At 42.9% G+C, this 24004-nt stretch carries 23 protein-coding genes; 19 read left to right on the top strand and 4 right to left on the bottom strand.

Features of this window, described 5'->3' with window-relative positions; all coding sequences use genetic code 11:
• Positions 1-4 precede the first annotated feature (4 nt).
• On the top strand, positions 5-178 hold the full coding sequence (locus M3593_RS03030; RefSeq protein WP_144479963.1) for a zinc-finger domain-containing protein: 174 nt from the start codon (positions 5-7) through the stop codon (positions 176-178).
• A gap of 574 nt (positions 179-752) precedes the next feature.
• Here the strand turns inward: M3593_RS03030 and cspD are convergent.
• Positions 753-953 carry a cold-shock protein CspD gene (gene cspD / locus M3593_RS03025; protein ID WP_144479961.1) on the bottom strand — a complete coding sequence of 67 codons (201 nt, stop codon included), beginning with the start codon at positions 951-953 and terminating at the stop codon, positions 753-755.
• A 338-nt stretch (positions 954-1291) separates the two neighbouring features.
• Between cspD and M3593_RS03020 the strand changes: the two genes are divergently transcribed.
• The 4 genes from M3593_RS03020 to mntR all read left to right on the top strand — a co-directional run bounded on the left by M3593_RS03020 (position 1292) and on the right by mntR (position 5443).
• On the top strand, positions 1292-2278 hold the full coding sequence (locus M3593_RS03020) for an HD-GYP domain-containing protein (protein ID WP_251540629.1): 987 nt from the start codon (positions 1292-1294) through the stop codon (positions 2276-2278).
• Positions 2279-2337: 59 nt separating this feature from the next.
• Positions 2338-2634 (top strand): hypothetical protein, encoded by a 297-nt coding sequence (locus tag M3593_RS03015; protein WP_144479959.1) that lies wholly within the window; start codon positions 2338-2340, stop codon positions 2632-2634.
• A 138-nt stretch (positions 2635-2772) separates the two neighbouring features.
• Positions 2773-4950 carry a DNA topoisomerase III gene (locus M3593_RS03010; RefSeq protein WP_251540628.1) on the top strand — a complete coding sequence of 726 codons (2178 nt, stop codon included), beginning with the start codon at positions 2773-2775 and terminating at the stop codon, positions 4948-4950.
• A gap of 70 nt (positions 4951-5020) precedes the next feature.
• The gene (gene mntR, locus M3593_RS03005) at positions 5021-5443 is read left to right on the top strand and encodes a transcriptional regulator MntR (RefSeq protein ID WP_144479955.1); all 423 of its coding nucleotides are present in this window, start codon (positions 5021-5023) and stop codon (positions 5441-5443) included.
• Positions 5444-5481: 38 nt separating this feature from the next.
• Here the strand turns inward: mntR and M3593_RS03000 are convergent, their stop codons facing one another.
• Positions 5482-5700: a DUF3892 domain-containing protein gene (locus M3593_RS03000; RefSeq protein WP_144479953.1), complete on the bottom strand. Its 219-nt coding sequence runs from the start codon at positions 5698-5700 to the stop codon at positions 5482-5484.
• A 117-nt stretch (positions 5701-5817) separates the two neighbouring features.
• Here M3593_RS03000 and M3593_RS02995 point away from each other — a divergent pair, with 117 nt between their 5' ends.
• The gene (locus tag M3593_RS02995) at positions 5818-6501 is read left to right on the top strand and encodes a class I SAM-dependent methyltransferase (RefSeq protein WP_251540627.1); all 684 of its coding nucleotides are present in this window, start codon (positions 5818-5820) and stop codon (positions 6499-6501) included.
• A 37-nt stretch (positions 6502-6538) separates the two neighbouring features.
• Here the strand turns inward: M3593_RS02995 and metA are convergent, their stop codons facing one another.
• Positions 6539-7447: a homoserine O-acetyltransferase MetA gene (metA, locus tag M3593_RS02990; protein WP_144479949.1), complete on the bottom strand. Its 909-nt coding sequence runs from the start codon at positions 7445-7447 to the stop codon at positions 6539-6541.
• Positions 7448-7628: 181 nt separating this feature from the next.
• Between metA and M3593_RS02985 the strand changes: the two genes are divergently transcribed.
• From M3593_RS02985 to M3593_RS02935, 11 genes are all read left to right on the top strand, one after another.
• Entirely contained in the window at positions 7629-9317 is a 1689-nt protein-coding gene (locus M3593_RS02985; RefSeq protein WP_144479947.1) for a formate--tetrahydrofolate ligase, read from the top strand.
• A gap of 91 nt (positions 9318-9408) precedes the next feature.
• The gene (locus tag M3593_RS02980) at positions 9409-9942 is read left to right on the top strand and encodes a hypothetical protein (protein WP_144479945.1); all 534 of its coding nucleotides are present in this window, start codon (positions 9409-9411) and stop codon (positions 9940-9942) included.
• A 165-nt stretch (positions 9943-10107) separates the two neighbouring features.
• A complete protein-coding gene (locus M3593_RS02975; RefSeq protein WP_251540626.1) occupies positions 10108-10956 on the top strand; it encodes a DegV family protein in 849 nt (282 codons plus the stop codon).
• A 504-nt stretch (positions 10957-11460) separates the two neighbouring features.
• Positions 11461-12105: an HD domain-containing protein gene (locus M3593_RS02970; protein ID WP_251540625.1), complete on the top strand. Its 645-nt coding sequence runs from the start codon at positions 11461-11463 to the stop codon at positions 12103-12105.
• Positions 12102-13982 carry an ABC-F family ATP-binding cassette domain-containing protein gene (locus tag M3593_RS02965; protein ID WP_251540624.1) on the top strand — a complete coding sequence of 627 codons (1881 nt, stop codon included), beginning with the start codon at positions 12102-12104 and terminating at the stop codon, positions 13980-13982. Before M3593_RS02970 ends, M3593_RS02965 begins: the two co-directional genes overlap by 4 nt.
• Before the next feature lie 99 nt (positions 13983-14081).
• Entirely contained in the window at positions 14082-15212 is a 1131-nt protein-coding gene (locus M3593_RS02960) for a conserved virulence factor C family protein (protein WP_251540621.1), read from the top strand.
• A gap of 162 nt (positions 15213-15374) precedes the next feature.
• On the top strand, positions 15375-17087 hold the full coding sequence (gene ilvD, locus M3593_RS02955) for a dihydroxy-acid dehydratase (protein ID WP_144479935.1): 1713 nt from the start codon (positions 15375-15377) through the stop codon (positions 17085-17087).
• Positions 17088-17168: 81 nt separating this feature from the next.
• Positions 17169-17603, top strand: a complete 435-nt coding sequence (locus M3593_RS02950; protein WP_251540619.1) for a BrxA/BrxB family bacilliredoxin — start codon at positions 17169-17171, stop codon at positions 17601-17603.
• A gap of 156 nt (positions 17604-17759) precedes the next feature.
• The gene (locus M3593_RS02945; RefSeq protein WP_144479931.1) at positions 17760-18557 is read left to right on the top strand and encodes a class I SAM-dependent methyltransferase; all 798 of its coding nucleotides are present in this window, start codon (positions 17760-17762) and stop codon (positions 18555-18557) included.
• A 369-nt stretch (positions 18558-18926) separates the two neighbouring features.
• Positions 18927-19508, top strand: a complete 582-nt coding sequence (locus M3593_RS02940; protein ID WP_144479929.1) for a YpjP family protein — start codon at positions 18927-18929, stop codon at positions 19506-19508.
• A gap of 164 nt (positions 19509-19672) precedes the next feature.
• The gene (locus M3593_RS02935; RefSeq protein ID WP_144479927.1) at positions 19673-20461 is read left to right on the top strand and encodes a TerC family protein; all 789 of its coding nucleotides are present in this window, start codon (positions 19673-19675) and stop codon (positions 20459-20461) included.
• Positions 20462-20628: 167 nt separating this feature from the next.
• On the opposite strand, the gene M3593_RS02930 is transcribed toward M3593_RS02935, so the two are convergent.
• On the bottom strand, positions 20629-20889 hold the full coding sequence (locus M3593_RS02930) for a hypothetical protein (protein WP_144479925.1): 261 nt from the start codon (positions 20887-20889) through the stop codon (positions 20629-20631).
• 206 nt (positions 20890-21095) lie between these two features.
• Here M3593_RS02930 and M3593_RS02925 point away from each other — a divergent pair, with 206 nt between their 5' ends.
• Together M3593_RS02925 and M3593_RS02920 are read left to right on the top strand one after the other, a co-directional pair.
• Positions 21096-22733, top strand: coding sequence for a YceG family protein (locus M3593_RS02925; RefSeq protein WP_251540618.1), 1638 nt, complete (start codon positions 21096-21098; stop codon positions 22731-22733).
• A gap of 1 nt (position 22734) precedes the next feature.
• Complete coding sequence (locus tag M3593_RS02920) at positions 22735-23823, top strand: toxic anion resistance protein (protein WP_251540616.1); 1089 nt, start codon at positions 22735-22737, stop codon at positions 23821-23823.
• The last annotated feature ends 181 nt before the right edge of the window (positions 23824-24004 follow it).

The following is a 24004-nucleotide window of genomic DNA, read 5'->3' as shown; positions in this document are numbered from 1 at the left end:
ACGATTGACTCGAAATGAAATCCTTGCTGAGGTAGAAACATTGCTCAATACATATTGCAATGGATGCTTCCTGAAAAAGCATAACCGGCAAGAACACGGAAAACGATCCGCACACCGGTTTTGCATAACAGAATGCACCGTCGGCGAGAAAATAAAAAAGTGCGGACAGAAATTATAATCATTGTGGTTTTAGTGGACATTTTAAGGTCATGAAGAAGGCGAAATGTCTAAGAAAATGGTTTTAATGGACATTTTGAGGTCATGAAGAAGGCGAAATGTCTAAGAAAGTGGGTTTAATGGACATTTTGAGGTCATGAAGAAGGCGAAATGTCTAAGAAAGAGGGTTTAATGGACATTTTGAGGTCATGAAAAATGCGAAATGCTAAGAAAGTGGTTTTAATGGACATTTTGAGGTCATGAAGAATGCAAAATGTCTAAGAAAGTGGGTTTAATGGACATTTTGAGGTCATGAAGAATGCAAAATGTCTAAGAAAGTGGTTTTAATGGACATTTTGAGGTCAAGAAGAAGGCGAAATGTCTAAGAAAGTGGTTTTAATGGACATTTTGAGGTCATGAAGAAGGCGAAATGTCTAAGAAAGAGGAATTAAAGGACATTTTGAGGTCATGAAGAAGGCGAAATGTCTAAGAAAGAGGAATTAAAGGACATTTCAGGGGCATGGAGAATGCGAAATGTCTATAATCAAATACAATCAAAAAGGCTGGCGTCTGGCGCCAGCCTTTAACTTTTGGAATTATAGTTTCACTACGTTAGCTGCTTGTGGTCCGCGGTTTCCATCGACGATTTCGAAAGATACTTCCTGGCCTTCTTCTAATGACTTGTAGCCATCACCCTGGATCGCTGAGAAGTGTACGAATACATCGTCTCCACCTTCTACTTCAATAAAGCCGAAACCTTTTTCATTGTTAAACCATTTAACTTTACCGTTTTGCATGTTAAACTTTCCTCCCATGTCTTTCGCGACACAATGTCTGCGTCAAGTTGAATATTATCATCTAATTGGATACACCTGCATTCTCTGACATGGCAAATATATTCTATTAAATGATGTCTTAAATATACAATATTGGGATAGTCCTAGTCAAGATTGTAAGCGCTATTATACTGAAAATAATCTTAAAATTTAGTTAATTAAAAATCAGCCTCCAGGTTCCTATTTCCGGAAAAATTTGTTATTATTTTCTTATTAAAGTATTCCTTTTGAACTGCAAAAGTTTTAAGAACAGCAATCAACTAAAAAACAAGTCTATTATTAGCTTAGAGGAGGGTACTATGATGAAGACCACTCCATCAGCGTTCACGTCCTTATCTGATTATCAAATTGAGACATTATTGGATTCAATCAGGAACGGAAAGCCCGTTCAGGACCCTACATCACAGAATGCGGTAAATACTAAAATCGATGATATTTCAAGGAAACTTGACGCAGCTTCCATACAAATGGAAGAGATATTCGATGTAGTTGCGAAAACAGGCGTTGTACCTGTTTCCGAAATCAAGAATGAAATCATGCCAGCGATCAGACAGGCAGCAGAAATACCTCATATCTACCATCTTTTTTATGAACTTAAGTCAAAAGATGAGTATACTTACAGGCATACAGTTTGTGTCGGTATCATTTCAACATTGCTTGGAAAATGGCTGAATCTGAATCAGTCCGATTTGAATGATCTTTCTCTGGGAGCTACCCTTCATGATATCGGAAAGGCCAGGATACCGGCTGACATTCTCAATAAGCCAGGAAGGCTGACACTTGAAGAGTACGCCGAAATGAAACGGCATACTGTGTATGGATACAGATTGCTGAAGGATATACCCGAGTTGAATGACAGGGTTGCCCTCATCGCACTCCAGCATCACGAACGGGAGGATGGTGGCGGCTATCCGTTCAGTCTGCCCAGCGATAAAATCGACGAGTTTGCCAAAATTGTGGCGATTGCTGATGTCTATCATGCCATGTCGTCTTCGAGGGTTTACCATCAGGCAGAACCATTCCATATAGTCATTTCCCAGATGCAAAATGATGTTTTCGGCAAATTCGACCCGAAAATCATGCTGGTTTTTTTATACAGGATCATGGACAGCCTTGTCGGGAAACGCGTTCTTTTAAGCAATGGTGAAGAAGGGACAATCCTTATGGTCGATAAATTTGAACCATTGAGGGCTCTGATCAAGACCGATGATACTCTGATAGATTTGCGTCTCAACCGCGGTTTGAGAATTTCACGGGTCTTAAATGATTCAATCGTAGGGGTATAAAATATACCTGCCAATCATATCTTTTAATAGTCAAATATGATGAATAAAAGGGTGAGGGCATGTATCGCTTTTCGATTGGTGATGAGGACTGGATTATCATTTTTTCTCCGCATCTTTCCCTTGAACAAAAAGAAAAGGAAGAAATCATTCGTTCCATCGCCATCATGGGTCCGCAATGGGCTGCTTTCAGCCACGGCGAGTCATTCGTGATTTTCCAGGAGCTAGTCGGTGCGATCGTAGTCAGGATTGAAAAAGTTCCTTCATTGATTTTGACTGTTTCAGCAGTTGTTCATAGGGATCGCTGGTACATCAATGATAATAATAAAGTCGAGCCGTTCGATATTGAAAATTTTTAGAAGGCAGCTGAGCAATCAGCTGCCTGTTTATGTGTTTTAGATGCTGAGATAAAAGTCCTTTACGCTCTTGTCGAAAAAAAGATAAAATAGAATTTAGGTTTACACTACGCTCTTATAAAAGCTTTTCAGGAGGAAATTATGAAGTTGATCGTTGCGGAAAAGCCTGACCAGGGCAGAACGCTGGCCTCCGTTTTTAAAATGAAGAAGAAAGATGGATACATTGAGATCCTTCCAAATGAAATTTTTCCCGATGGTGCTTATGTATCCTGGGCAATTGGCCATCTAACGGAATTATCCGCGCCAGAACAGTACAACCCAACCTGGAAAAAGTGGTCCCTGAATACATTGCCGATCATTCCAGACCAATTCCAGTATGAAGTAGTAAAATCAAAAGCAAAGCAATTCAATATTATAAAAAGATTGGTTTCGGACCCCCAGGTAACTGAAATCATCCATGCAGGTGATGCTGGGCGGGAAGGGGAGCTGATCATCCGGAATATCCTTCGCCTTGCAAATTGCACGAAACCGATGAAACGGCTGTGGATTTCCTCCCTCACCCCAAAAGCGATAAAAGAAGGTTTTCAGAAATTATTAAGTGAATCAGATACAAAGAATTTGTATTTTGAAGCTTATACCCGAGCTTGTGCTGACTGGGTTGTCGGCATGAATGCATCCAGACTTTACACTCTTTTATTGCAGAAGAAGGGGTATTCAGATGTATTTTCCGTTGGAAGAGTCCAGACGCCCACACTTGCTCTCATTGTAAAACGTGAGCTGGAGATCGAAAACTTCGTCTCAGAACCATTCTGGGAGGTAATCGGGAAATTTAATATCAATGGCAAAAAATACACGGGCAAATGGGAAAAAGATGGTGACTCAAGGATCAAAACAAAAGAAATGGCTGAAAAAATTGCTGAATTCTGCAACGGCAAAGCTGCGGAAGCAGCAGAAGTCAATTCAGAGAAAAAAGAATTCCTGCCGCCATTATTATACAATCTTTCAGCGATTCAGGCTGAAGCAAACCGGCGCTTCAAGATGTCGCCGAAAAAGACGCTCGACATTTTACAAGGGCTCTATCAACGGGGAATCGTCTCTTATCCCCGTTCGGATTCAAGGTATGTGACTCCAGGCGAAGCGGAAGGGTTTCCGGCAATCCTGAATAAACTCAAGGCGATTCCTGATTATGGACCGTTATTTCCGTTGCCAGTGGAATCCATTGAAAATAATAAACGATATGTAAATGAAAAAAAGGTGACAGACCACTATGCGATCATCCCCACCGAACAAGTTCCCAACTTGGGCAGGCTTTCGGGAGATGAGCTTAAACTATATGATTTGCTCGTGCGGACGCTGATCGCCGCCCACTATGGACCTTATATAGCGGAGTATACGACCATTAAGACCGTCGTGGATGGCAGGGCTGAATTTATCTCGAAGGGGAAAGTCCAGCTTGAGGAAGGCTGGAAGAAGGTGCTTCCGCAAAAAGACGCAGACAAAGAACCAGAGCTGCCTGCTGTTCAGCAGGGTGAAACGGGAATTGTCGTGAAAACTGAAGTGAAAGAAAGCAAAACACAGCCGCCAAAGAGACTGACTGAAGGACAGTTGATCACTTTAATGAAAACGGCCGGCAAGCATATTGAAGACAAGCAACTGGAAAAAGTCCTGATGAAGGCAGAAGGGCTTGGAACTGAAGCTACGAGAGCAGGAATCATTACCATGCTTAAGGACCGGGCCTATATCGAGGTCCGTAAAAATCTTGTATATGCCACAGCCAAAGCAAAAATACTCGTCGCCGCAGTTGGCGGACAAGTCCTTGCTTCACCGGAAATGACAGCTAAATGGGAACAGCGGCTGCACCAGATAGGCGAAGGGGAGGCATCGCCCAAACAGTTTATCGAGCAAACCTCAAAAATGATCAAGCACCTGGTTACGGAAACAACCGAAGGTTCAGCAAGCTGGACATTTTCCGAGGAACTCACCAACGCCTTTGTGCCCGGAAAAAAAAGCGGGAAGGCAAGGCGCGGAACGAATCTGGGGAAATGTAAGAAATGCGATGGCATGGTTGTGGACAAGGGGACGTTTTATGGTTGCTCCAACTACCAAAAAACAAAATGTAATTTCACCCTATCCAAACAGATCCTTGGAAAGACAGTGACCCAAAAAAATATAAAGAAGCTGCTGGCTGAAGGAAGCACAGATGTAATCGAAGGCTTCCAGAGCAAAGATCGAAATTTCAACGCAAAGCTTTACTGGGATACGGCCGAAAACAAACTGAAATTCGATCTGGCTCCACAGCCTGTCAATCAAGGGGAGTAGCGCCTTGTCACCCTTGTCCTTCTATAGTAAACTTTAATATGGCTATTGTATAAGCATTGGAGGTCATGGGATGCCAACACCTAGTATGGAAGATTATATTGAACAAATTTTTATTTTAATAGAACAAAAAGGTTATGCCCGGGTAGTAGATATCGCAGAGGCATTATCGGTCCATCCCTCCTCAGTAACAAAAATGGTCCAAAAACTTGATAAAGACCAGTTCCTGGTTTATGAAAAATATCGCGGGCTTGTGCTGACTCCTAAAGGATACAAAACTGGCAAAAGGCTGGTTTACCGCCATGAATTACTTGAGCAATTATTACAGGTAATCGGTGTAAAGGAAGAAAACATCTATAATGATGTCGAGGGCATTGAACATCATTTAAGCTGGGATGCAATCGACAGGATCGGTGACCTTGTCCAGTTTTTCGAAGAAGACAAATCCAGGGTCCAGGAATTAAGGGCGATCCAAAAACAAAACGATGACCAATAAAATAAACACCTGGCACTGCTGTCAGGTGTTTTTTGTCTTCAGTATATATCTGGATAAGTTTGAAAGTCGGAACCGTCTGCTGAAATTAATGAGGAAATCCCATTGGTTTCCTCATTTATGTTCACCCCGGAAATATTCCCGGCATACGCTTCCAACAAGGCTTTGCGATAAGAGATGATCCTCCCGCTTGAGGTCTGGAAGCTGATGATTTCACCAGCATTGTTTTTATGTACTGCGACTAACTGTTCTTGTTCCAATCCAATCTCTCCTTTCATCCACCTAGTCTTGCACTTTTCCTCGAAAAATAAACTTAACAGGAATTCTGCTTTTCTTGACGAATTAACTATTATTAGAAGAAATAGGCGGGTGAGCTTTTGAATACATCAGATTGGAAGAAGGAATCGGAAAAACTGTGGGACAGCATGGCAACATCATGGAATTCAAGAAGCAAGGGGATGTGGGAGGACGGAAGCCGTAAGGATATCGTTCCCTTCATCAAAAAATTTGTCTTACCAGGTGCGGCGATTTGTGACTTAGGATGTGGGGATGGTGTCGGCACAAGGAAGCTGGCGGAAGCAGGATTTGTGGTCACGGGAATGGATGTTTCCGGGGAAATGCTTGATAAAGCCAGGCAAAATTCAAGTGATTGTGATTTTATGAAGGGTAATTTAACTGATTGCGGAATAGAGGATAATACCTTTGAAGCAGTGATGGCAATCAACTCGATTGAGTGGACGGAAAGCCCGTTTGAATCTTTGAAGGAAGTTGCAAGGGTATTAAAGCCTGATGGATTTGCTTGCATTGCCATCCTTGGACCAACAGCTGCCCCGAGAAGGAACAGTTTCCGGAGACTGTACGGAGAAGAAGTGTTCTGCAATACAATCATGCCCTGGGAGTTGGAAAAACTGGCAGGGGAGATTGGATGGAAAAAGGTTGGGGAATATGGTGTCTACAAAAAAGCGGCCGAACAGCTTTCCCTGGGGTCCCTTCCGTTGGAGCTTCAGCAATCACTTTCTTTTATGTGGGTTTTCATGTTCCAGGTTCCTAAGCCAGTTTAGAGCACAAAGAAAGGCACCGAGATTTGTCGGTGCTTTTTTAATTCCATTCAAAAGGAGTCTCCTGGTACACATAATAATTGAGCCAGTTTGAAAAAAACAAATGTGCGTGAGACTTCCAGCGATTGGCCGGTTTCTTTTCAGGATTGTTATCTGGAAAGTAATGCTCAGGAACCTGGATATCAATTCCCCTGTCCCTGTCTCGTGCATATTCCTCTGCTAGAGTTGCAGCTTCATATTCAAGATGGCCAGTAATCATGATTCTGGCCCCATCCATGCTTGAAATGATCAATGGTCCTGCTTCATCCGAAACCGCAAGAATTTTTAAATCCGGATGGTTTTCAAGTTCATTAATAGATAATTCGGTGTTACGTGAATGGGGTGCAAAAAATTCATCGTCAAACCCTCTTAACAACTTTTCCGTTTCATCCAGGACTACATGATTGAAGATTCCTGAGCATTTTCGCGGAAGGACGTATTTGCCAATACCATAGTGATGATAGATGGCAGCCTGCGCTCCCCAGCAGATATGCAAAGTCGATGTCACGTTTTCCTTTGTCCAATCAAGGATTTCCCTCAACTCATTCCAATATTCCACTTCCTCAAATTCCATAAGTTCGATTGGCGCACCAGTAATAATCATCCCATCATATCTCTTTTCTTTTACCTGGCTGAAGGTTTGGTAAAACTCGTCTAGATGATATCGGGATGTGGTTTTGGAGTCATATGTAGCTGTTTTCAAAAAAGTGATGTTGACCTGGAGCGGAGTGTTTCCGAGCAGTCGAAGCAACTGTCTCTCAGTCTTTTCTTTCTCAGGCATAAGATTCAGGATCAAAATATTTAATGGGCGGATATCCTGCCTTGAAGCGCGAGTGTCATCCATGATGAAAATGTTTTCTTTTTCCAATATTTCTTTCGCTGGCAAATGCAGCGGGATTTTGATTGGCATAACATAACCTCCCTTTTAACAAACTAAAGTCAGTAATTTTTATTATAGTCTGAATTCTTTCATGGAGCAATTGGCTAAAGAGGAAATTTTATGACAAATAAATATTTTTTACCTGATAGTAATTTTCTGATGGTAGAATATAAGATGGTAAGCACATAGATAATATCTGGGGGGTTTGGGAATGGAAACGAATGTTCAGGTTAAGTCAGATATTGAAATTGCTCGTGAAAGCCAAATGAAGCCGATCGTTGATATTGCTGCAAGCATAGGACTTGCTGCCGATGATATCGAGATGTTCGGCAAGTATAAAGCAAAGCTGTCATCAGAAGCTTTGGCGAAACTGAAAACAAAGGAAAGCGGCAAGGTTGTACTTGTCACTGCGATTAATCCGACTCCTGCTGGGGAAGGGAAATCGACTGTGACGGTCGGACTCGCTGATGCTTTAAATAAGCTGGGACAAAAGACAATGATTGCCATGCGTGAACCATCACTCGGACCCACGATGGGGATCAAGGGCGGTGCAACAGGGGGCGGCTATGCACAAGTGCTTCCAATGGAAGACATCAATCTTCACTTCACAGGCGACCTGCACGCCATAACCACAGCCAACAATGCTCTGGCTGCTTTAATCGATAATCATCTTCAACAGGGAAATAACCTGAATATTGACCAGCGCAGAATCGTCTGGAAGCGGGCACTTGATTTGAATGACCGTGCATTAAGGAAGGTTATCATCGGACTTGGCGGGCCGCTTCAGGGTGTACCTCGTGAAGATGGGTTCGATATCACGGTTGCTTCTGAAATCATGGCGGTTTTATGTCTTGCAAGCGACTTAAAGGACTTAAAGACGCGCCTATCCAATATGGTTGTTGCCTATAACTTTGACAAACAGCCTGTTACAGTAGGCGATCTTGGAGTAGAAGGTGCACTCACACTTTTACTGAAAGAAGCCGTTAAACCAAATCTTGTCCAGACGATTGAACATACTCCTGCATTGATCCATGGAGGTCCTTTTGCGAATATTGCCCATGGCTGCAATAGTGTCATCGCAACTGAAGCGGCATCCAGGCTGGCGGATTTTGTTGTGACCGAAGCGGGATTCGGGGCAGACCTTGGGGCAGAAAAGTTCCTGAACATCAAAGCAAGAACATCTGGAATCGACCCAGCAGCAGTTGTCATCGTGGCAACCATCCGTGCGCTGAAAATGCACGGGGGCATGAAGAAAACCGAGTTGGTTAACGAGAACGTCCAGGCATTAAAGGACGGTTTCACAAACTTGAAAAAGCATGTTGAAACGATTGCCAGCTTCGGATTGCCGTATGTTGTTGCAATCAATCGATTCATTACCGATACAGAGCTTGAAACGAATACACTGAAAGAAATGTGTGAGAATGCAGGCATACCAGTTGCGCTGACAGAAGTATGGGAAAAGGGCGGTGCTGGTGGAATTGAGCTGGCTGAGACTTTGCTCGATGTGATTGAAAAAAGTGAAAATTCCTTTGCCCATCTATATGACCTATCCGATACACTAGAGGATAAAATCAAGAAGATTGCCACTCAGGTATATGGTGCAGATGGAGTCGAGTTCTCAACAAAGGCTAAGAAACAGCTCCTGGATTTTGAAGGATTTGGCTGGGGTGTTCTGCCAGTCTGTATGGCTAAAACACAATACTCTTTATCAGATGATCCTCTAAAACTTGGCCGTCCGTCAGGGTTTACCATTACAGTCAGAGAATTGAAGCCATCGGTAGGAGCGGGATTCATCGTCGCCCTGACAGGTGAAGTCATGACGATGCCTGGACTTCCTAAAATGCCGGCTGCGCTGAATATGGACGTTGATGAAGATGGGAATGCAGTTGGCCTATTTTAGTCTAAATCGTCTCGAAATCTAAGTGCCAGCCTTCCATATGGGAGGCTGGTTCCTTAATATTGGATTTGAAATTTAAAGGAAGTGAACTGTTTTGTTTGATCCGACAGCTTTTGAAAACATAAAAGTCGTAATAGAAGGCGAAATATATGACAGGGATTTGAGCGGGGAAATCAAAGTAGTTGATCGGAATGACTGGATCAATTCAGCCAAGCTATCGAGAAAATACGAAATTTGCTTCACTGTTAGTGGATACAATGAAAAAGAAATTGCGGCGACCTTGACTTTAGAGGCTGGTTTAGAGAATCTTTCCGCTGAATTATTAGGAAGCGGAGGCGCTAATCCCCTTGCAGGATGCATAGTCGACATTTCATTCTCATTGCTGCTGAGAAAAGAAGTTCAGGTTTATCAATCCATACAGGAAGAACTGGAAGATATCTGGGGAAAGGAAAGGGAAATCGTCCAATCCTTACAGGTTTCTCCGCTGGCAGAAAGTGAATGGATCAAAAATAATGCCAGGGTTTCATTTAACCGCCTCGTTTATGAGGAGCAGATTGATGATTTAACAGAAATGATCGATTATATGATTGACTCGTTGAATAAACTAAAAAAATTATTGGCTGAATAATAATTCCTGCTTTAATAGGCAGGAATTTCTATGTTGTTTTCAGAATAATCTATTATCAGAATGTTTTTAAACATTAATCTGCAGAAAACTATCTATGTTTAATATAAACTTTGGACATGTATAGCTGTCCGGGGAGAAAACAGGTTTTAAATGGGGGGAGATTGTTTGAAGAAAATAGCTTGGGTAACGGATAGTACTGCTTATCTGGATGAGGAATTGAAAAACAATCCCGATGTCTACCAGGTGCCAATGACAATTGTTTTGGATGATGTTGAATACCTGGATGGCAAGGACTTAACGGCAGAAGAATTATATGAAAAGTTAAAAGAGGTGAAGACGCCGCCTAAAACTTCACAACCGCCTGTAGGTGTCTTTATGGAGTTGTATGAAAAACTTGAAAAAGAATATGACCTTGTTTTCGCGGTTTTGATTTCCTCAAAATTGAGCGGAACAGTCGCTTCAAGTGTACAGGCGGCACAAGCTGTGAACATACCGGTCATCACTTTTGACTCGAAAATCCTCACTTATCCGCTGACATCACTTTTGAAAAAGGGGATTTATCTTGCTGAGCAAGGTGCCACCGTTGAGGAGATAAAGGAAAAACTTGAAATCATCCGTGATTCAAATGAAACCTATGTGATGATTGGGAATCTGGAACAGCTTCATCGCAGCGGAAGAATGTCGGGGGTGCAATTTTACCTCGGAAGTATGCTCAGCATAAAACCAATCATCAGCATTGAAGATGGCGGATTGAATACCAAGGAAAAGGTGCGAAGCGACAAGAAGGCCCGCGACATAATATTCGAGTATCTAAAGGTATCTCAAGAAAAATACGGAGTAGAAGAGGTATACATCCTCTATGGACTTCACAAAGAAGCTGCTGATGAATGGCAAAGCCAGCTTGAAGGAATATTCCCGGGTATTCAATTCCTCAGCTGCCCGATTGGAGCAGTCATCGGCGTCCATGCCGGTGAACATACCATCGGAATCAGCTGGAATAACGCAAAAGTCTAAGTGCCGATTTGGCACTTTTTCTTTTGTCTTTGGGAATAATAAGCTGAGATTAATAGACATTTCAACGCCGGGAAGAGATCAAAATGTCCAAGAAACCGATTTTTATAGACATTTAAACGCTGAGAAGAGGTCAAAATGCCCAAGAAACAAGTTTTAATAGACATTTCAACGTTGAGAAGAGATCAAAATGTCCAAGAAACCGGTTTTAATAGACATTTCAACGCCGGGAAAAGGTCAAAATGTCCAAGAACCGGGTTTTAATAGACATTTCAACGCCGGGAAGAGGTCAAAATGTCCAAGAACCGGGTTTAAATAGACATTTCAACGCGGGGAAGAGGTCAAAAAGTCCAAGAAACCGGTTTTAATAGACATTTCAATACGCGGAAAAAATCAAAATGTCTATAAGATGTAGATAAAGCCCTACTGTCCAATTCTGTACTTATACTCCCATCACCATCCGATTTATATGGTAAAATGAGTTCGGTAGGAAAGTAGGTGCTGAATATGAAAGAGTTAATAAAAATCACAGAGGAATTTGTGAAAAAGGAACTGGGCAGTGATTCTTCCGGACATGATTGGCATCATATTGACCGGGTGAGGAAAAATGCACAGCTGATTTGGGACAAGGAAAAGCAGGGCGACTGGTTCATAATCGAAATGGCTGCCTTGCTTCATGATATACCGGATGATAAATTGAATGAATCGGAAGCAGCTGGACGGGCGAAGCTTGATTCGTTTTTGCAAAGTATAGAATTAGATGGTGACACTGCTTCGAGGATTAAGAGCTGTATCGAAACGGTTTCTTTTAAAGGCGGCAGGGTGCTTGAACTCGACAGTATTGAAGCAGAGATCGTCCAGGATGCAGACCGCCTTGATGCCCTTGGTGCTATCGGGATTGCGAGGACTTTTGCGTTTGGAGGCAAGAAAGGCCATCCAATCTATGAACCCAGCCTTGGTGTCAGAGGAGAGATGACTCTTGAGGAATACCGGAATGGCAGCAGTTCTTCGGTCAATCACTTCTACGAAAAGCTTTTGAAGCTGAAAGATAAAATGAATACACCCCAAGCAAAACAACTAGCTGAGGAAAGGCACCGTTTTATGGAAGCTTTCCTTGAACAATTTTATAGTGAATGGAATGGTAAGGCATGAAAATGATCACGATTGAAGACGTGACAAAGACATACGGGGAAAAAGAACTGTTCAAAGGCATTACATTTACGATAGGCGAGCGTGAACGGGTCGGATTAATCGGAGTGAACGGCACTGGAAAATCTTCTTTGCTGAGAATAGTGGCGGGGATTGACCAGCCGGACTCTGGAGAGTTGATTTTTGCAAAAGATTATAAAATCTCGTTTTTATCCCAGCAGCCTGAAATGGAACCAGAGAAAACCGTCCTTGATCAGGTGTTCAGCGGAGAGGCTCCTATCCTGAAGCTGATGCGGGATTATGAATTGGTTCTCTCTGAGTTAGGCCAAAAACCAGATGATGCAGGAGTTCAGGAAAGATTTTACGAGTTGCAGCGGAGAATGGACAGTTCTGATGGCTGGGATGCGAATACGGCGGCAAAGTCGATTCTGATGCAGCTTGGGATCTCAGACTTCACACGAACAATGGGTGAGCTATCCGGCGGTCAGAAAAAACGTGTCTCACTCGCACAGGTGCTGATTGAATCTCCTGATTTGCTGATCCTGGATGAGCCTACCAACCATCTTGACTATGAAACAGTCAAGTGGCTGGAAGACTATCTTTCCCGATATTCCGGATCACTTTTACTCGTTACCCATGACCGGTATTTTCTTGACAGAGTGACGAACAGGATTTTTGAGCTGGACGGGGGAAGCCTATACAGCTATAAAGGAAACTATGCGAGTTTCCTTGAAGCAAAGGCAATCCGCGAAGAAAATGAAGCCGCGACACTAGAGAAGAAGAAGAATTTATTCAGACAGGAACTGGAATGGATCAGGAGAGGGGCAAAGGCCAGGACAACGAAGCAGAAGGCAAGGATCCAGCGTTTTGATAAACTGGATGAAGAAGTGTCGAATGTTAAGTCCACTGAAAAACTGGACATCTCCTTAAGTGGCAGCCGTCTGGGCAAGCAGGTGCTTGAACTGAAGGATGCAACCAAGAAATATGAGAACAAAATCATCCTGGATGATTTCAATCTTCTCGTGAAGCCGGGTGACAGGCTGGGAATCATCGGCCGAAATGGAACAGGGAAATCCACTTTACTGAATATCCTGTCGGGAAGAATAGAACTTGATTCTGGTGAAATCATCACGGGCCAGACAGTTAAAATTGCTTATTATACACAGGAAAATGAAGACATGGATGAGAATAAACGGGTAATTGAATACCTGAAGGAAACAGCAGAAATTGTCCATACAACCGATGGAAAAACGATTTCGGCTGCGCAAATGCTTGAACGATTCCTGTTTCCGCCATATGCACATGGAACTCCGATCAGAAAGCTTTCAGGAGGAGAGAAGCGCAGGCTCTATCTGTTGAAGCTGTTGATGGAGGAACCGAATGTCCTCCTGCTCGATGAGCCAACTAATGATCTGGATACACAGACTTTGACTGTATTGGAGGATTATCTGGAGGAGTTCCCTGGTGTTGTAATTACCGTGTCCCATGACCGCTATTTCCTTGATAAAGTCGTTGACCTGCTGCTTGTATTAGAAGGTGATGGCCAGACAGACCTTTATTACGGCAATTATACCGATTACCTGGAAAAACGCCCGAAACCTGATTCGGTTTCTTCCCAGCCGAAGAAAGAAAAGGCGGAGCAGCCTGAAAAAACGAAGAAAAAGAAACTAAGTTTCAAAGAGCAAAAGGAATGGGCAGAAATTGATGATAAGATTGCAGGTACTGAAGCCCGACTCGAAGAAGTACAGGGAGAAATGGCCAATATCGGAAGCGATTTCGAAAAAGGCCAGGCCTTGATGAAAGAAGAAGAAGAGTTGAATGAACAGCTAGAGTATTTAATTGAAAGATGGAGCTACTTATCTGAGCTCGCTGACGAATAAGGCCTGGATTCCAGGCCTTGTTTAATGTCTCCCAAATGCGATTGTTCATTTGTTATGTTAAAATGGCTTCATTCCTGAATAATATAAAGGAGTGGGAATGTGAAAATTTTATCGATTGAACCAACACCAAGCCCGAATACGATGAAAATCAATCTAGACGAAGAACTTCCTATGGGCAAGAGCAATAATTATAAAAAAGACTCGGCGGCTGGGGCACCGGAAGTCGTGTTGAACATATTGGATATTGAAGGGGTAAAAGGGGTCTACCATGTGGCAGACTTCCTGGCAGTCGAAAGGAATGCCAAATTTGACTGGAAGGTCATTCTTCCTGAAGTGAGGAAAGCTTTCGGCGAAGAGGCAGAAGAATCCGGGGATAGTTCACTTGAAATCAATGAACATTTTGGAGAAATCAAAGTGCTGGTCCAAATGTATAAAGGAATCCCAATGCAAGTGAAGCTAACGGATGGAACAGAAGAGAAGCGATTCGGACTTCCGGAATTATTTGTGAAAAAAATAGGAGAGGTACAGACTCCTGAGGATAACGTGGTCATGGTCCGTAGGTGGAAAGAACTTGGTGTCCGTTATGGCGAATTTGAGCACGTTGGAAATGAGGTTGTCGAAGAGCTTTTGGCAGCTTATCCTCCGGAAAGGCTGGAGGATTTGGTCAGATTAGCGCAAAATCCAGGACAGGAAGCCCAGTTGAAAGCGGCAAAAAAGAGGATCAGGCTAACGGAGGCAGATTTGGACAATCCTGATTGGCGCATCAGATATCAGTTCCTTGAACAAATGGACGACCCGACAATAGATGACCTGCCTGTACTCGAAAAAGCGTTACAGGATGAGAAAGCATCCATACGCCGCCTGGCAACAGTGTATGTAGGAATGATTGAGGATAAAAAAGCACTGCCTTTATTGTATAATGCCCTGCAGGATAAAACTGTTACGGTTCGCAGGACAGCAGGAGATTGCTTATCGGATCTTGGGTTCCCGGAAGCGATGGACACAATGATGGAAGCTCTTAAAGATCAAAGCAAGCTTGTCCGTTGGCGTGCAGCCATGTTCCTGTATGAAGTTGGGGATGAGAGAGCCTTGCCTGCGCTAAAGCAAGCTGAAGATGATTCCGAATTTGAAGTAAGCATGCAGGTGAAATTGGCTATTGCCCGGATTGAACATGGCGAAGAAGCAAAAGGGTCAGTATGGAAACAGATGACAGAATCAAGAAAACAATAATTTATAATAGACACACAGGAATACTGCAATATTTCCTGTGTGTTTTCTTTTATTCAAATGAATCCGCTTACAAATATTTAATAATTAAAATATTTAGATTATTATTGCAATTGGACGAGAAAAGAGGTAAGGTAATGAATAAAAAATCGGGAGGGACAATCAATGGGAAAAGATTTAAGAATTAAAAGCCATGTATTCAGTGATGATGCCAGGAAGGCACCAAACAGAGCGATGCTGCGTGCAGTTGGCTTCAATGATGAAGATTTTAAAAAGCCAATGATTGGGATTGCAAGTACCTGGAGCGAGGTAACTCCGTGTAATATACATATCGATAAGCTGGCCGTTAAAGCCAAAGAAGGTGCGAGAGCAGCAGGTGGTGCTCCCCTTATTTTCAATACGATCACGGTATCCGATGGAATCTCGATGGGAACAGAAGGGATGCGGTATTCCCTCCCAAGCCGTGATTTGATAGCTGATTCTATCGAAACTGTAGTCCAGGGGGAAAGCCTTGATGGTTTTGTTGCAATCGGCGGCTGTGATAAAAATATGCCAGGCTGCATGATGGCGATCGCCAGGATGGATCTTCCTTCTGTTTTTGTTTATGGAGGGACAATCAAGCCTGGGAAGCTTGATGGCAAGGACATTGATATAGTGTCTGCGTTCGAAGGAGTTGGCCAATACAATAAAGGTGCAATCGGGGATCGACAGCTGCATAAAATTGAGTGTCATGCTTGTCCAGGTTCAGGTTCGTGCGGTGGTATGTACACAGCCAATACAATGGCCAGTGCGATTGAGGCTCTAGGGATGAGCCTGCCGGGAAGTTCATCCCATCCGGCAGAAACGGATGAGAAGCGGGATGATTGCTATAAGGCCGGTGAAGTAGTTTATCAGATGCTTGAAAAGGATATCCGTCCAAGGCAAATTTTAACGAAAGAAGCCTTTGAGAATGCGATTACCGTGGTAATGGCACTTGGCGGGTCCACAAATGCGGTACTCCATTTGATGGCAATCGCCAATGCGGCTGAAGTTGACCTTACCCTTGAAGATTTTAATAGAATTCAGGAAAAAGTCCCTCACCTTGCGGACCTGAAACCGAGCGGGCAATACGTCATGCAGGACCTTTTTGAAGCAGGAGGAGTCCCTGCTGTCATGAAGATGCTTTTGAAAGAAGGAATGTTTCATGGAGATTGTCTCACGGTCACTGGCAAAACAATCGCAGAGAACCTTCAGGACTTTCCGGACTTGAATCCAGGCCAAAAAGTAATCCGGCCGGTTGATCAGCCTTTCAGGGAAAATGGGCCGCTTGTGGTCATTAAAGGGAATCTTGCCCCATCCGGAGCAGTAGCAAAGGTTTCTGGCCTGAAAGTGAAGAGTATGACTGGTCCAGCAAAAGTTTTTGACGATGAAGAATCAGCATCAAAGGCAGTAATGTCCGATGAAATCGTTGCCGGGGATGTATTAGTCATTCGATATGAGGGGCCAAAAGGCGGACCGGGCATGCCGGAGATGCTGTCATTATCAGCCATCCTTGTCGGGAAAGGCCTGGGAGAAAGTGTGGCACTGCTTACGGACGGAAGGTTTTCCGGGGGCAGCCACGGTCTTGTCATTGGCCATATAGCTCCTGAAGCCCAGGTTGGCGGACCGATTGCATTGATACAAAATGGGGATATGATCACGATTGATAGTGAACAAAAGGTGTTATCTGTGGCACTGAGTGAGGAAGAGCTCGCTGCCCGAAAGCTGAATTGGACTCCGCCGGCACTGCCATCCAGAGGGACTTTGGCTAAATATGCACGACTTGTTTCCTGTTCTTCCAGAGGAGCTGTAACGGACCTGTTTGAAGGAGAAAAAGTACAGGAACCTGTTCATTCCTAAATCGAGACGTTCTTTTATTGCGTTGGGCCCAAATTATATAGTATGCTAACACTGCAAACCAATGTTTGGGAGGGATTATTTATGTCAATGGCATATGAAGAATATATGAAGCAAATGGTTAAGCCGATGCGTGAAGAACTGACTCGCGCAGGTTTCAAAGAATTGCTTACTGCAGATGAAGTAGAAGATTTCATGGAAAATGCGGAAGGTACCACTTTGGTCGTTGTTAATTCTGTATGTGGCTGTGCGGCAGGTCTTGCCCGTCCATCAGCAACACAGGCAATTTTAAGAAGTGAAAAGAAACCAGATCATCTTGTGACGGTTTTTGCAGGGCAGGATAAGGATGCAACAGCAAAAATGCGTGAATATTTTACAGACCTTGAGCCTTCTTCACCATCAATGGCATTGTTGAAAGGTAAAGAAGTAGTCCACTTTATCCCTCGTCACGATATCGAAGGCCAGCCAATGGAAACCATCATGGAGAATCTAACTTCTGCTTTTGAAGCTAATTGCTAAACTTAATGGCGGGATAACCCGCAGTTTGCACTTAGGATATTAGATTCAATCGTAATCTTTTACGATGGGCTTAAATCCATGTAAAATCAGATTTGCCAATCGGGAAAGGATGTCAAATGACGTCCTTTTTCTTTTTTTAGGCAGGAGGTGTATGTTGTGTTTGTGACTACAGCGGGCAGGACAGATGAACATATGACTGCCCAGGCAAAAGCGATTGCGGTCGAACTTGAAACAGAATTTATTCCAAGAAAAAAAAGATCAGTTTCCAAGATACAGGAACAGTTAAAGGACGACTGTCTGGTAGTTGGAAAGGAGAGGTTAGAGCTTTTTCCGCTTGGAGAGACCGAGCCGTTCTTTTTCCATCCCAACTCAGCGATGTTTCGAATAAAAAGACTTATGAACAGGGAAAGAGATCCTCTTATAGACGCGGCACAATTGCATGAGGGGATGAGTTTCCTTGATTGTTCGCTTGGTCTTGGTTCGGATAGTATCGTAGCCAGTTTTGCGGTCGGTGAACAAGGTTTTGTTACTGGAATAGAAGCAAGGCAGGAGCTTTCCTATTTAGTCAAAAGAGGCTTGCGTACATGGGATGCTGGCAATGAACTGATCAACAGGGCGATGAGAAGGATACATGTAATAGAAGGGTATTCACTGGATATCTTAAAGGGAATGGGCGATAACAGCATCGATTGTGTTTATTTTGATCCAATGTTTGACGAGTCGATCCTTGAGTCGGATGGAATCAGGAGCTTAACGAATTTTGCTGTTTATGAGGGACTTTCGGATGAACTGATGGACCACGCAGCACGTGTTGCCAGGAAGAGGATTATTTTAAAAGATCATTTCAGGAGCAGAAGATTTGAAGAGTATAGTTTCAATGTAATCGTCAGGAAATCGGCGAAATTCCACTTTGGGGTCATAGAAAAAGATGGTGGTTGTGAAGGGCATATTTAGAGTGAGTGACGGACAATAAATAGATCTTTACTGTCCGTCCACATAAACTCCACTGCTCAATCAGCAATGGCTAAATATACAAAATAAGCTAGCATAAATAGACTTACAGCTATAGTGATCCACTCCATATTTTTAGACCTCCCTTTTTAACTCGGTAATCAAACCTCTAATATTTCCTTATAACCATTTTTGAAAAATCTGAAACCCATTGCCCACATATACGTATAAACAAGTTATAATGATAATAAGCAAAAGTCCTGATATTATTTTTACCAGGACAGGCTGCATTAAACCATATTTTCACAATGACGATAGATTCCTATTTTAACAATTAATAATTTTCCCTATTTACATAAGGATGTGATCCAAATGCCTGCATGGCTCCGTAAATCGTTAGTTGTCTTGATATCGATTGTCACCTTTGGGATGGTATCTCCTGCACAGGTGAATGGGTTCCTGACAACCACAGCTGAAAGATCCGATAGATCGACTGCCGCTGAAACGGCATACCTTGATTCCCTTGATGACACTTTTGATGAAGATGCAGAACGGAACCGGTTCATAGACAGGGCAATGAGGGAAGCGGAACATCAGTCCTTCGAGAAATTCGGTGCCAAAATTGGCCCTGTGATTGAGGACGAATTCAGGCAGACCATCCTGCCAAACATTGAAAAGGCTATTGAAATGGTAGCTGTGCAATTTCCCGGCGAAAAACTCAATACATTGCAGATCACCGAAATGCCAGGCGGTGGCGAATCAGAAAAGATATTCCATATAATTGGAGATAATGGCAAGGACATTATCCGCTTCCATGTCAGAAGAGACCAGCCGCCGAAGGATGGCCACTGGTTTAACTTCCATTACCATACCTATCATGACGAGTTCCAGACTCATTATGAGCTGGGTAGGATTTTTTGGGCCAAAAACACTCCTCCAAAATGGAAAAGTTGAATCAAATCTGCCAGCAAGCACTGTGACTAAATGCTTCTCATTTTTTTGCTGCAATAGGACTTAAATTAAGTAAAACGAAATATGTTTTTAGTAAAGGCCCGGCGGATGCTGGGTTTTTCTATACTACATGGACCTACAGCTGAAAAATGGGAGGAACATCTAGAATGACGGACATCATACAAGGATTTGTTGATACATATGCCCAATTTTTCAATTGGGATATGTGGATCGAAGTATTAACGGACCCAGTCAGCTGGGGGCTGATCGGGACTCTCGTCATCCTTGAAGGACTTTTATCTGCTGATAACGCTTTAGTCTTGGCTGTTATGGTAAAGCATTTGCCAGAAAAACAGAGGAGAAGAGCGTTGTTCTATGGATTGCTCGGCGCCTATGCATTCCGGTTCATCGCAATCGGAATCGGTGTATACCTTATTGAATTCTGGTGGGTTAAAGTTCTTGGCGCAGGTTATCTGGCTTGGCTTGCGACTAAATATTTTTTGGAAAAGAAAAAAGGGGAGAGCCTTGAAAACGGTGAAATTCCTGAAATTAATAAAAGCGGGCTACTGATCCGAATGTTCGGGACATTTTGGGGCACGGTTGCCGCAGTGGAAATGATGGATATTGCTTTTTCCGTTGATAGCGTCCTGGCAGCTTTGGGCATCAGTGAGGAAGTTTGGGTATTGCTGCTTGGCGGGATGCTGGGTGTTCTAATGATGAGAGGTGTTGCAGGAATTTTCATCAGATTGATTGAGCGGATCCCTGAACTCGAGACAACTGCATATACCCTTATTTTTATCATATCTGCGAAAATGCTGGCCGGTGTTTTCGGCCTCCATATCGAACATGCACATTTTTTCATTCTGCTGCTAATCACATTCACAGCAACCTTTGTCGTTCACTACATGAACAAGAAAAAAGCTGCAGGAATTGAACAGCAAAAGAATGTCCAATAAAACGAGTTGTCGGGGAACAGAGGCATGTCTGTTCCTCTTTTAATGGACAGAAATCAGGAAACGGCCAGTAAAAGTGTCCGTCATAAGGTTCATGATGGACAGAAATCGGGAGTCGACCATCAAAAGTGTCCATCATCAGGTCCATGATGGACAGAGGTTTAGCAAACTCACTTTATATTAGTATCATCCTTTTCCTTCCCTGCCTTCCTGATCAATAGGAATAAGCAGACAAGTGAAGAATAGATAATAATGAATGTGCCGGTCAACCTGGTTATCGTAAAGGTTAGTGGCATGATCAGAAGGGTGAGAATGAACGAATAGAATAACAGATCAAATAATACCAGCCAGCCTGAAGACATAGCCTGCCAGACCTGTGATAATTCGTCTTCCATCTCGCCAATGGGCTGCCTCTTATATAAAAAGCGCATGTGCATCACCCTTCCAGATTGAAGTATTTATCTATATGCAAGGACGGCTTTGGAAGTGAAAATCAGGCATATTACTGATTCGTGAAACATTTTAAGAACCAGCACGTAAAGGTAGTAGAGGTCCGCAGATGGCTTTTCCAGTATAATGGAATCAGGCAGCTTGGCAGGGGCTTGTTAGAACTTTTTCTTCAGTGGGAAGTGATTCTATGTATCCATCAGAGTATCTTTTAATGAAGCATTCATTACCTATAACAGATGAGAACTGGTTGTCCATCTTAAAAACGCCTGGAAATGAGCGGCCGGCTTATAAAAAAGAGGGGAATATCCTACATATTGGACAGGTAGCAGCCAGTTTCACAGGTATTCCGTATGATGAGGATGAATATTATAACCAGTTATTTGATTATGTTCGCTCCCATAACCTGATTTTGTTAACTGAGGAGTCATTAGTCAACAGCTCGGAAGCTGCCCGTATGTCCACAATACAAAAAGCATTTTTCTCCTGCCAAAAAAGAAATGCGTCAACAATTGACTTCGTCTCAGTCCTCGAAGAAAAGGATTTGCTGCTGAAATCCGATCATCCCATCCTCAACAGCCAAGTAAAACTAGCACTAATTGAAATGCTTAAGCTATTCGGTAAAAATGAAGACTTCGGACTGGCGGGCGAGGATTCCATTAATATCCTTGACGATGTCCTCGGCTGGATCCAGAACCAACTCGGCCAATATTTGAGAAAAGCAGATCCGGAAAAGAACATGCCAGCATTTCTCTGGTATGGGAATTATACAAAAAGCCACCAGTACCTTTTGTTATTTTTACTGGAAATAGGCTGTGATGTCATTTCATTCACACCGTCAGGAAACGACGCACTTGAAATGGCTGTACAGCGGGAGCGTACCTGCTTTTTGCGTGTATATCCAGAAAAGCATGAGCCAGAAAGATTTCCCGCTGAATATAGAAACAGCAGTGCTACAGTAGCGTATCAGGCATCAAAAGAGATTGAAAATATTTTGACCGATTCTGGAAGCCTATTGTACAAAAAATGGCAGTTGAGAGACTATGTACCTTCTGTTATCACTCTAAAGACAACTTACGAAGAATTGTTTCTGGTAGCAGAGGAAAAAGCAATGGTCAGGCCATATTTTGAAATGAAGGATAAAACAGTAAGGATTCCTGCGTTGTTTGCAAAAGTCAATGGGGTCAGCAATAACCGGCGAGAGTATTGGAAGCTGCTTCATCGGCTGATCCTCCAGGAGAATGCCTTACTCATTAAAACGCTCCCATTTTCCACAGGGGCAAATAGTGATTTCCGGTTCCATTATCACAAGGCTCTAGACAGAGAAGGACTTCTTGACCCGCAAAAGATGGCCGACGCACACTATTGGAAGTATCAACACATGCCCGAATGGCTTCAAACAGCCATTGCTTCAGCAATCAGGAGGATTTGTGCCGACCCAAACCTGAAACCTCAAAACAATGAGAAAGTAGATGATTTAAGGGTCTATTTGTTTACACAGGCCATGCAGATACCAGAAAGTATATTGAAAATGCTGCAGAAGTTCGATTATTCCCAGGAAGTGCCCAAGGTGATCATATACAATAACGGGCTGAATGGAACTATTACCAGGCCAGATGCAGCCTTGCTGCTGTTATTGAACCAATTAGGCATAGATTTGATCATTTTTAATCCTGCAGGCCACAGCGATATAGAAAAATTCATCAATAAGAGAATCTTTGTTTCCCATTGGCTTGAGGACGTCATATTTGAACAGGAGATGAGGGAACCTTCTGTCTTGAAAAAAGTCATTGTTCAAGGACTATTCAAAAGTCTAAGGAGTGATTAAGATGATGTTTCCGATCAATGATCAAAATGTAAGCCCTTATTCTAATCATTCCCACGGGAAGTTGAACGATGCGAAGGTGTCCAAATTAAAGCAGGCTTTGAGGAATGAACAGGAGGTCCAGCATCTGGCCAGGAGCATAGATGACCAGGATCTTATTCATATCCTTGAATTTGGCATGAAACCTGCTGTTGATGTTTCCCGTTTCTCTGAACAGCTTCTTGATTTTATTATGAAGGATAACCAGGAGGATTTTGAGCACATACTCATTCAGCTGGGTAAAATTATGGATCGGTTTGACAGGAAGGATTTTCAGAAAACAGCAGTCGGATTGTTCAGCAAACTATTCAAGAAAACCGATAATATGATGGATAGGTTAATTAATAAGTATCTGTCGATTGGCAAGGAAATAGATCAAATATATGTGAAGATATTCAAATATAAAAGAGAAATGGCAGAAATGTCGAATAGACTGGGGCAGATGCTTGAACAAAACTACCAATATTACTTGACGCTTGAAAAATATATAGTGGCTGCCGAAATGAGGCTCAATGAATGGGCAGCAAGCAAAGAGATGAGGCTGGAACAACCTGCTGGAGATCTTATGGTCTCAACGGAAGTTGACACATTGCAGAATGCGATAAATGCCCTTGAGCATAGAATTTATGATCTTGAAATGGCTAAAATGGTTGCTTTACAGGCGGTACCTCAAATAAAGATGCTGCAGAGCGGAAATGACAGGCTGGTTGCCAAGATGAACTCGTCATTCATGAGCACCATTCCTATATTTAAAGATGGATTGATTCAGTCAATCGCTGCTAAAAGACAGAAGCTGGTTGGGGACTCGTTGAGGGAGCTGGGCAAAAGGACGAATGAGATCGTGAAAAACAAGAACATCAACCCGCAAAGTAGGGAAGTCCCCCCCGTTTTGGATGCGCCGACCATTGAGATCGAGCTGATTGAGGAATGTTATCATATTATTATGAAAGGTATGCAGGAAACCAGGTCAATTGAAGAGGAAAATAAGCGTGTGAAGGAAAAAAGCAGAGAGCGTCTGGTGAAGCTGCTAAAAACAATAAGTGCATCCCAATGATCAATCCTGTGGCATACTCATCCATTCTGACCGGATGAGTCTTTTTGCTTTTACTACAAATAATGATTGATACCGCAAACAAACTCTCTTTCAAATATTTTAATCCATCGTTCTCCCGCAATAAACTTATGATGCTCATCTTCCACTCTACATGGAAAATCCACAGAATAGAATGTTTCCT

This window comes from Mesobacillus sp. MER 48 (assembly GCF_023714225.1).
GTDB classification, from domain to species: domain Bacteria; phylum Bacillota; class Bacilli; order Bacillales; family Cytobacillaceae; genus Mesobacillus; species Mesobacillus oceanisediminis_A.
The sequence above is the reverse complement of the archived record's forward strand: the minus strand, read 5'-3'. Positions and strand labels throughout refer to the sequence as shown.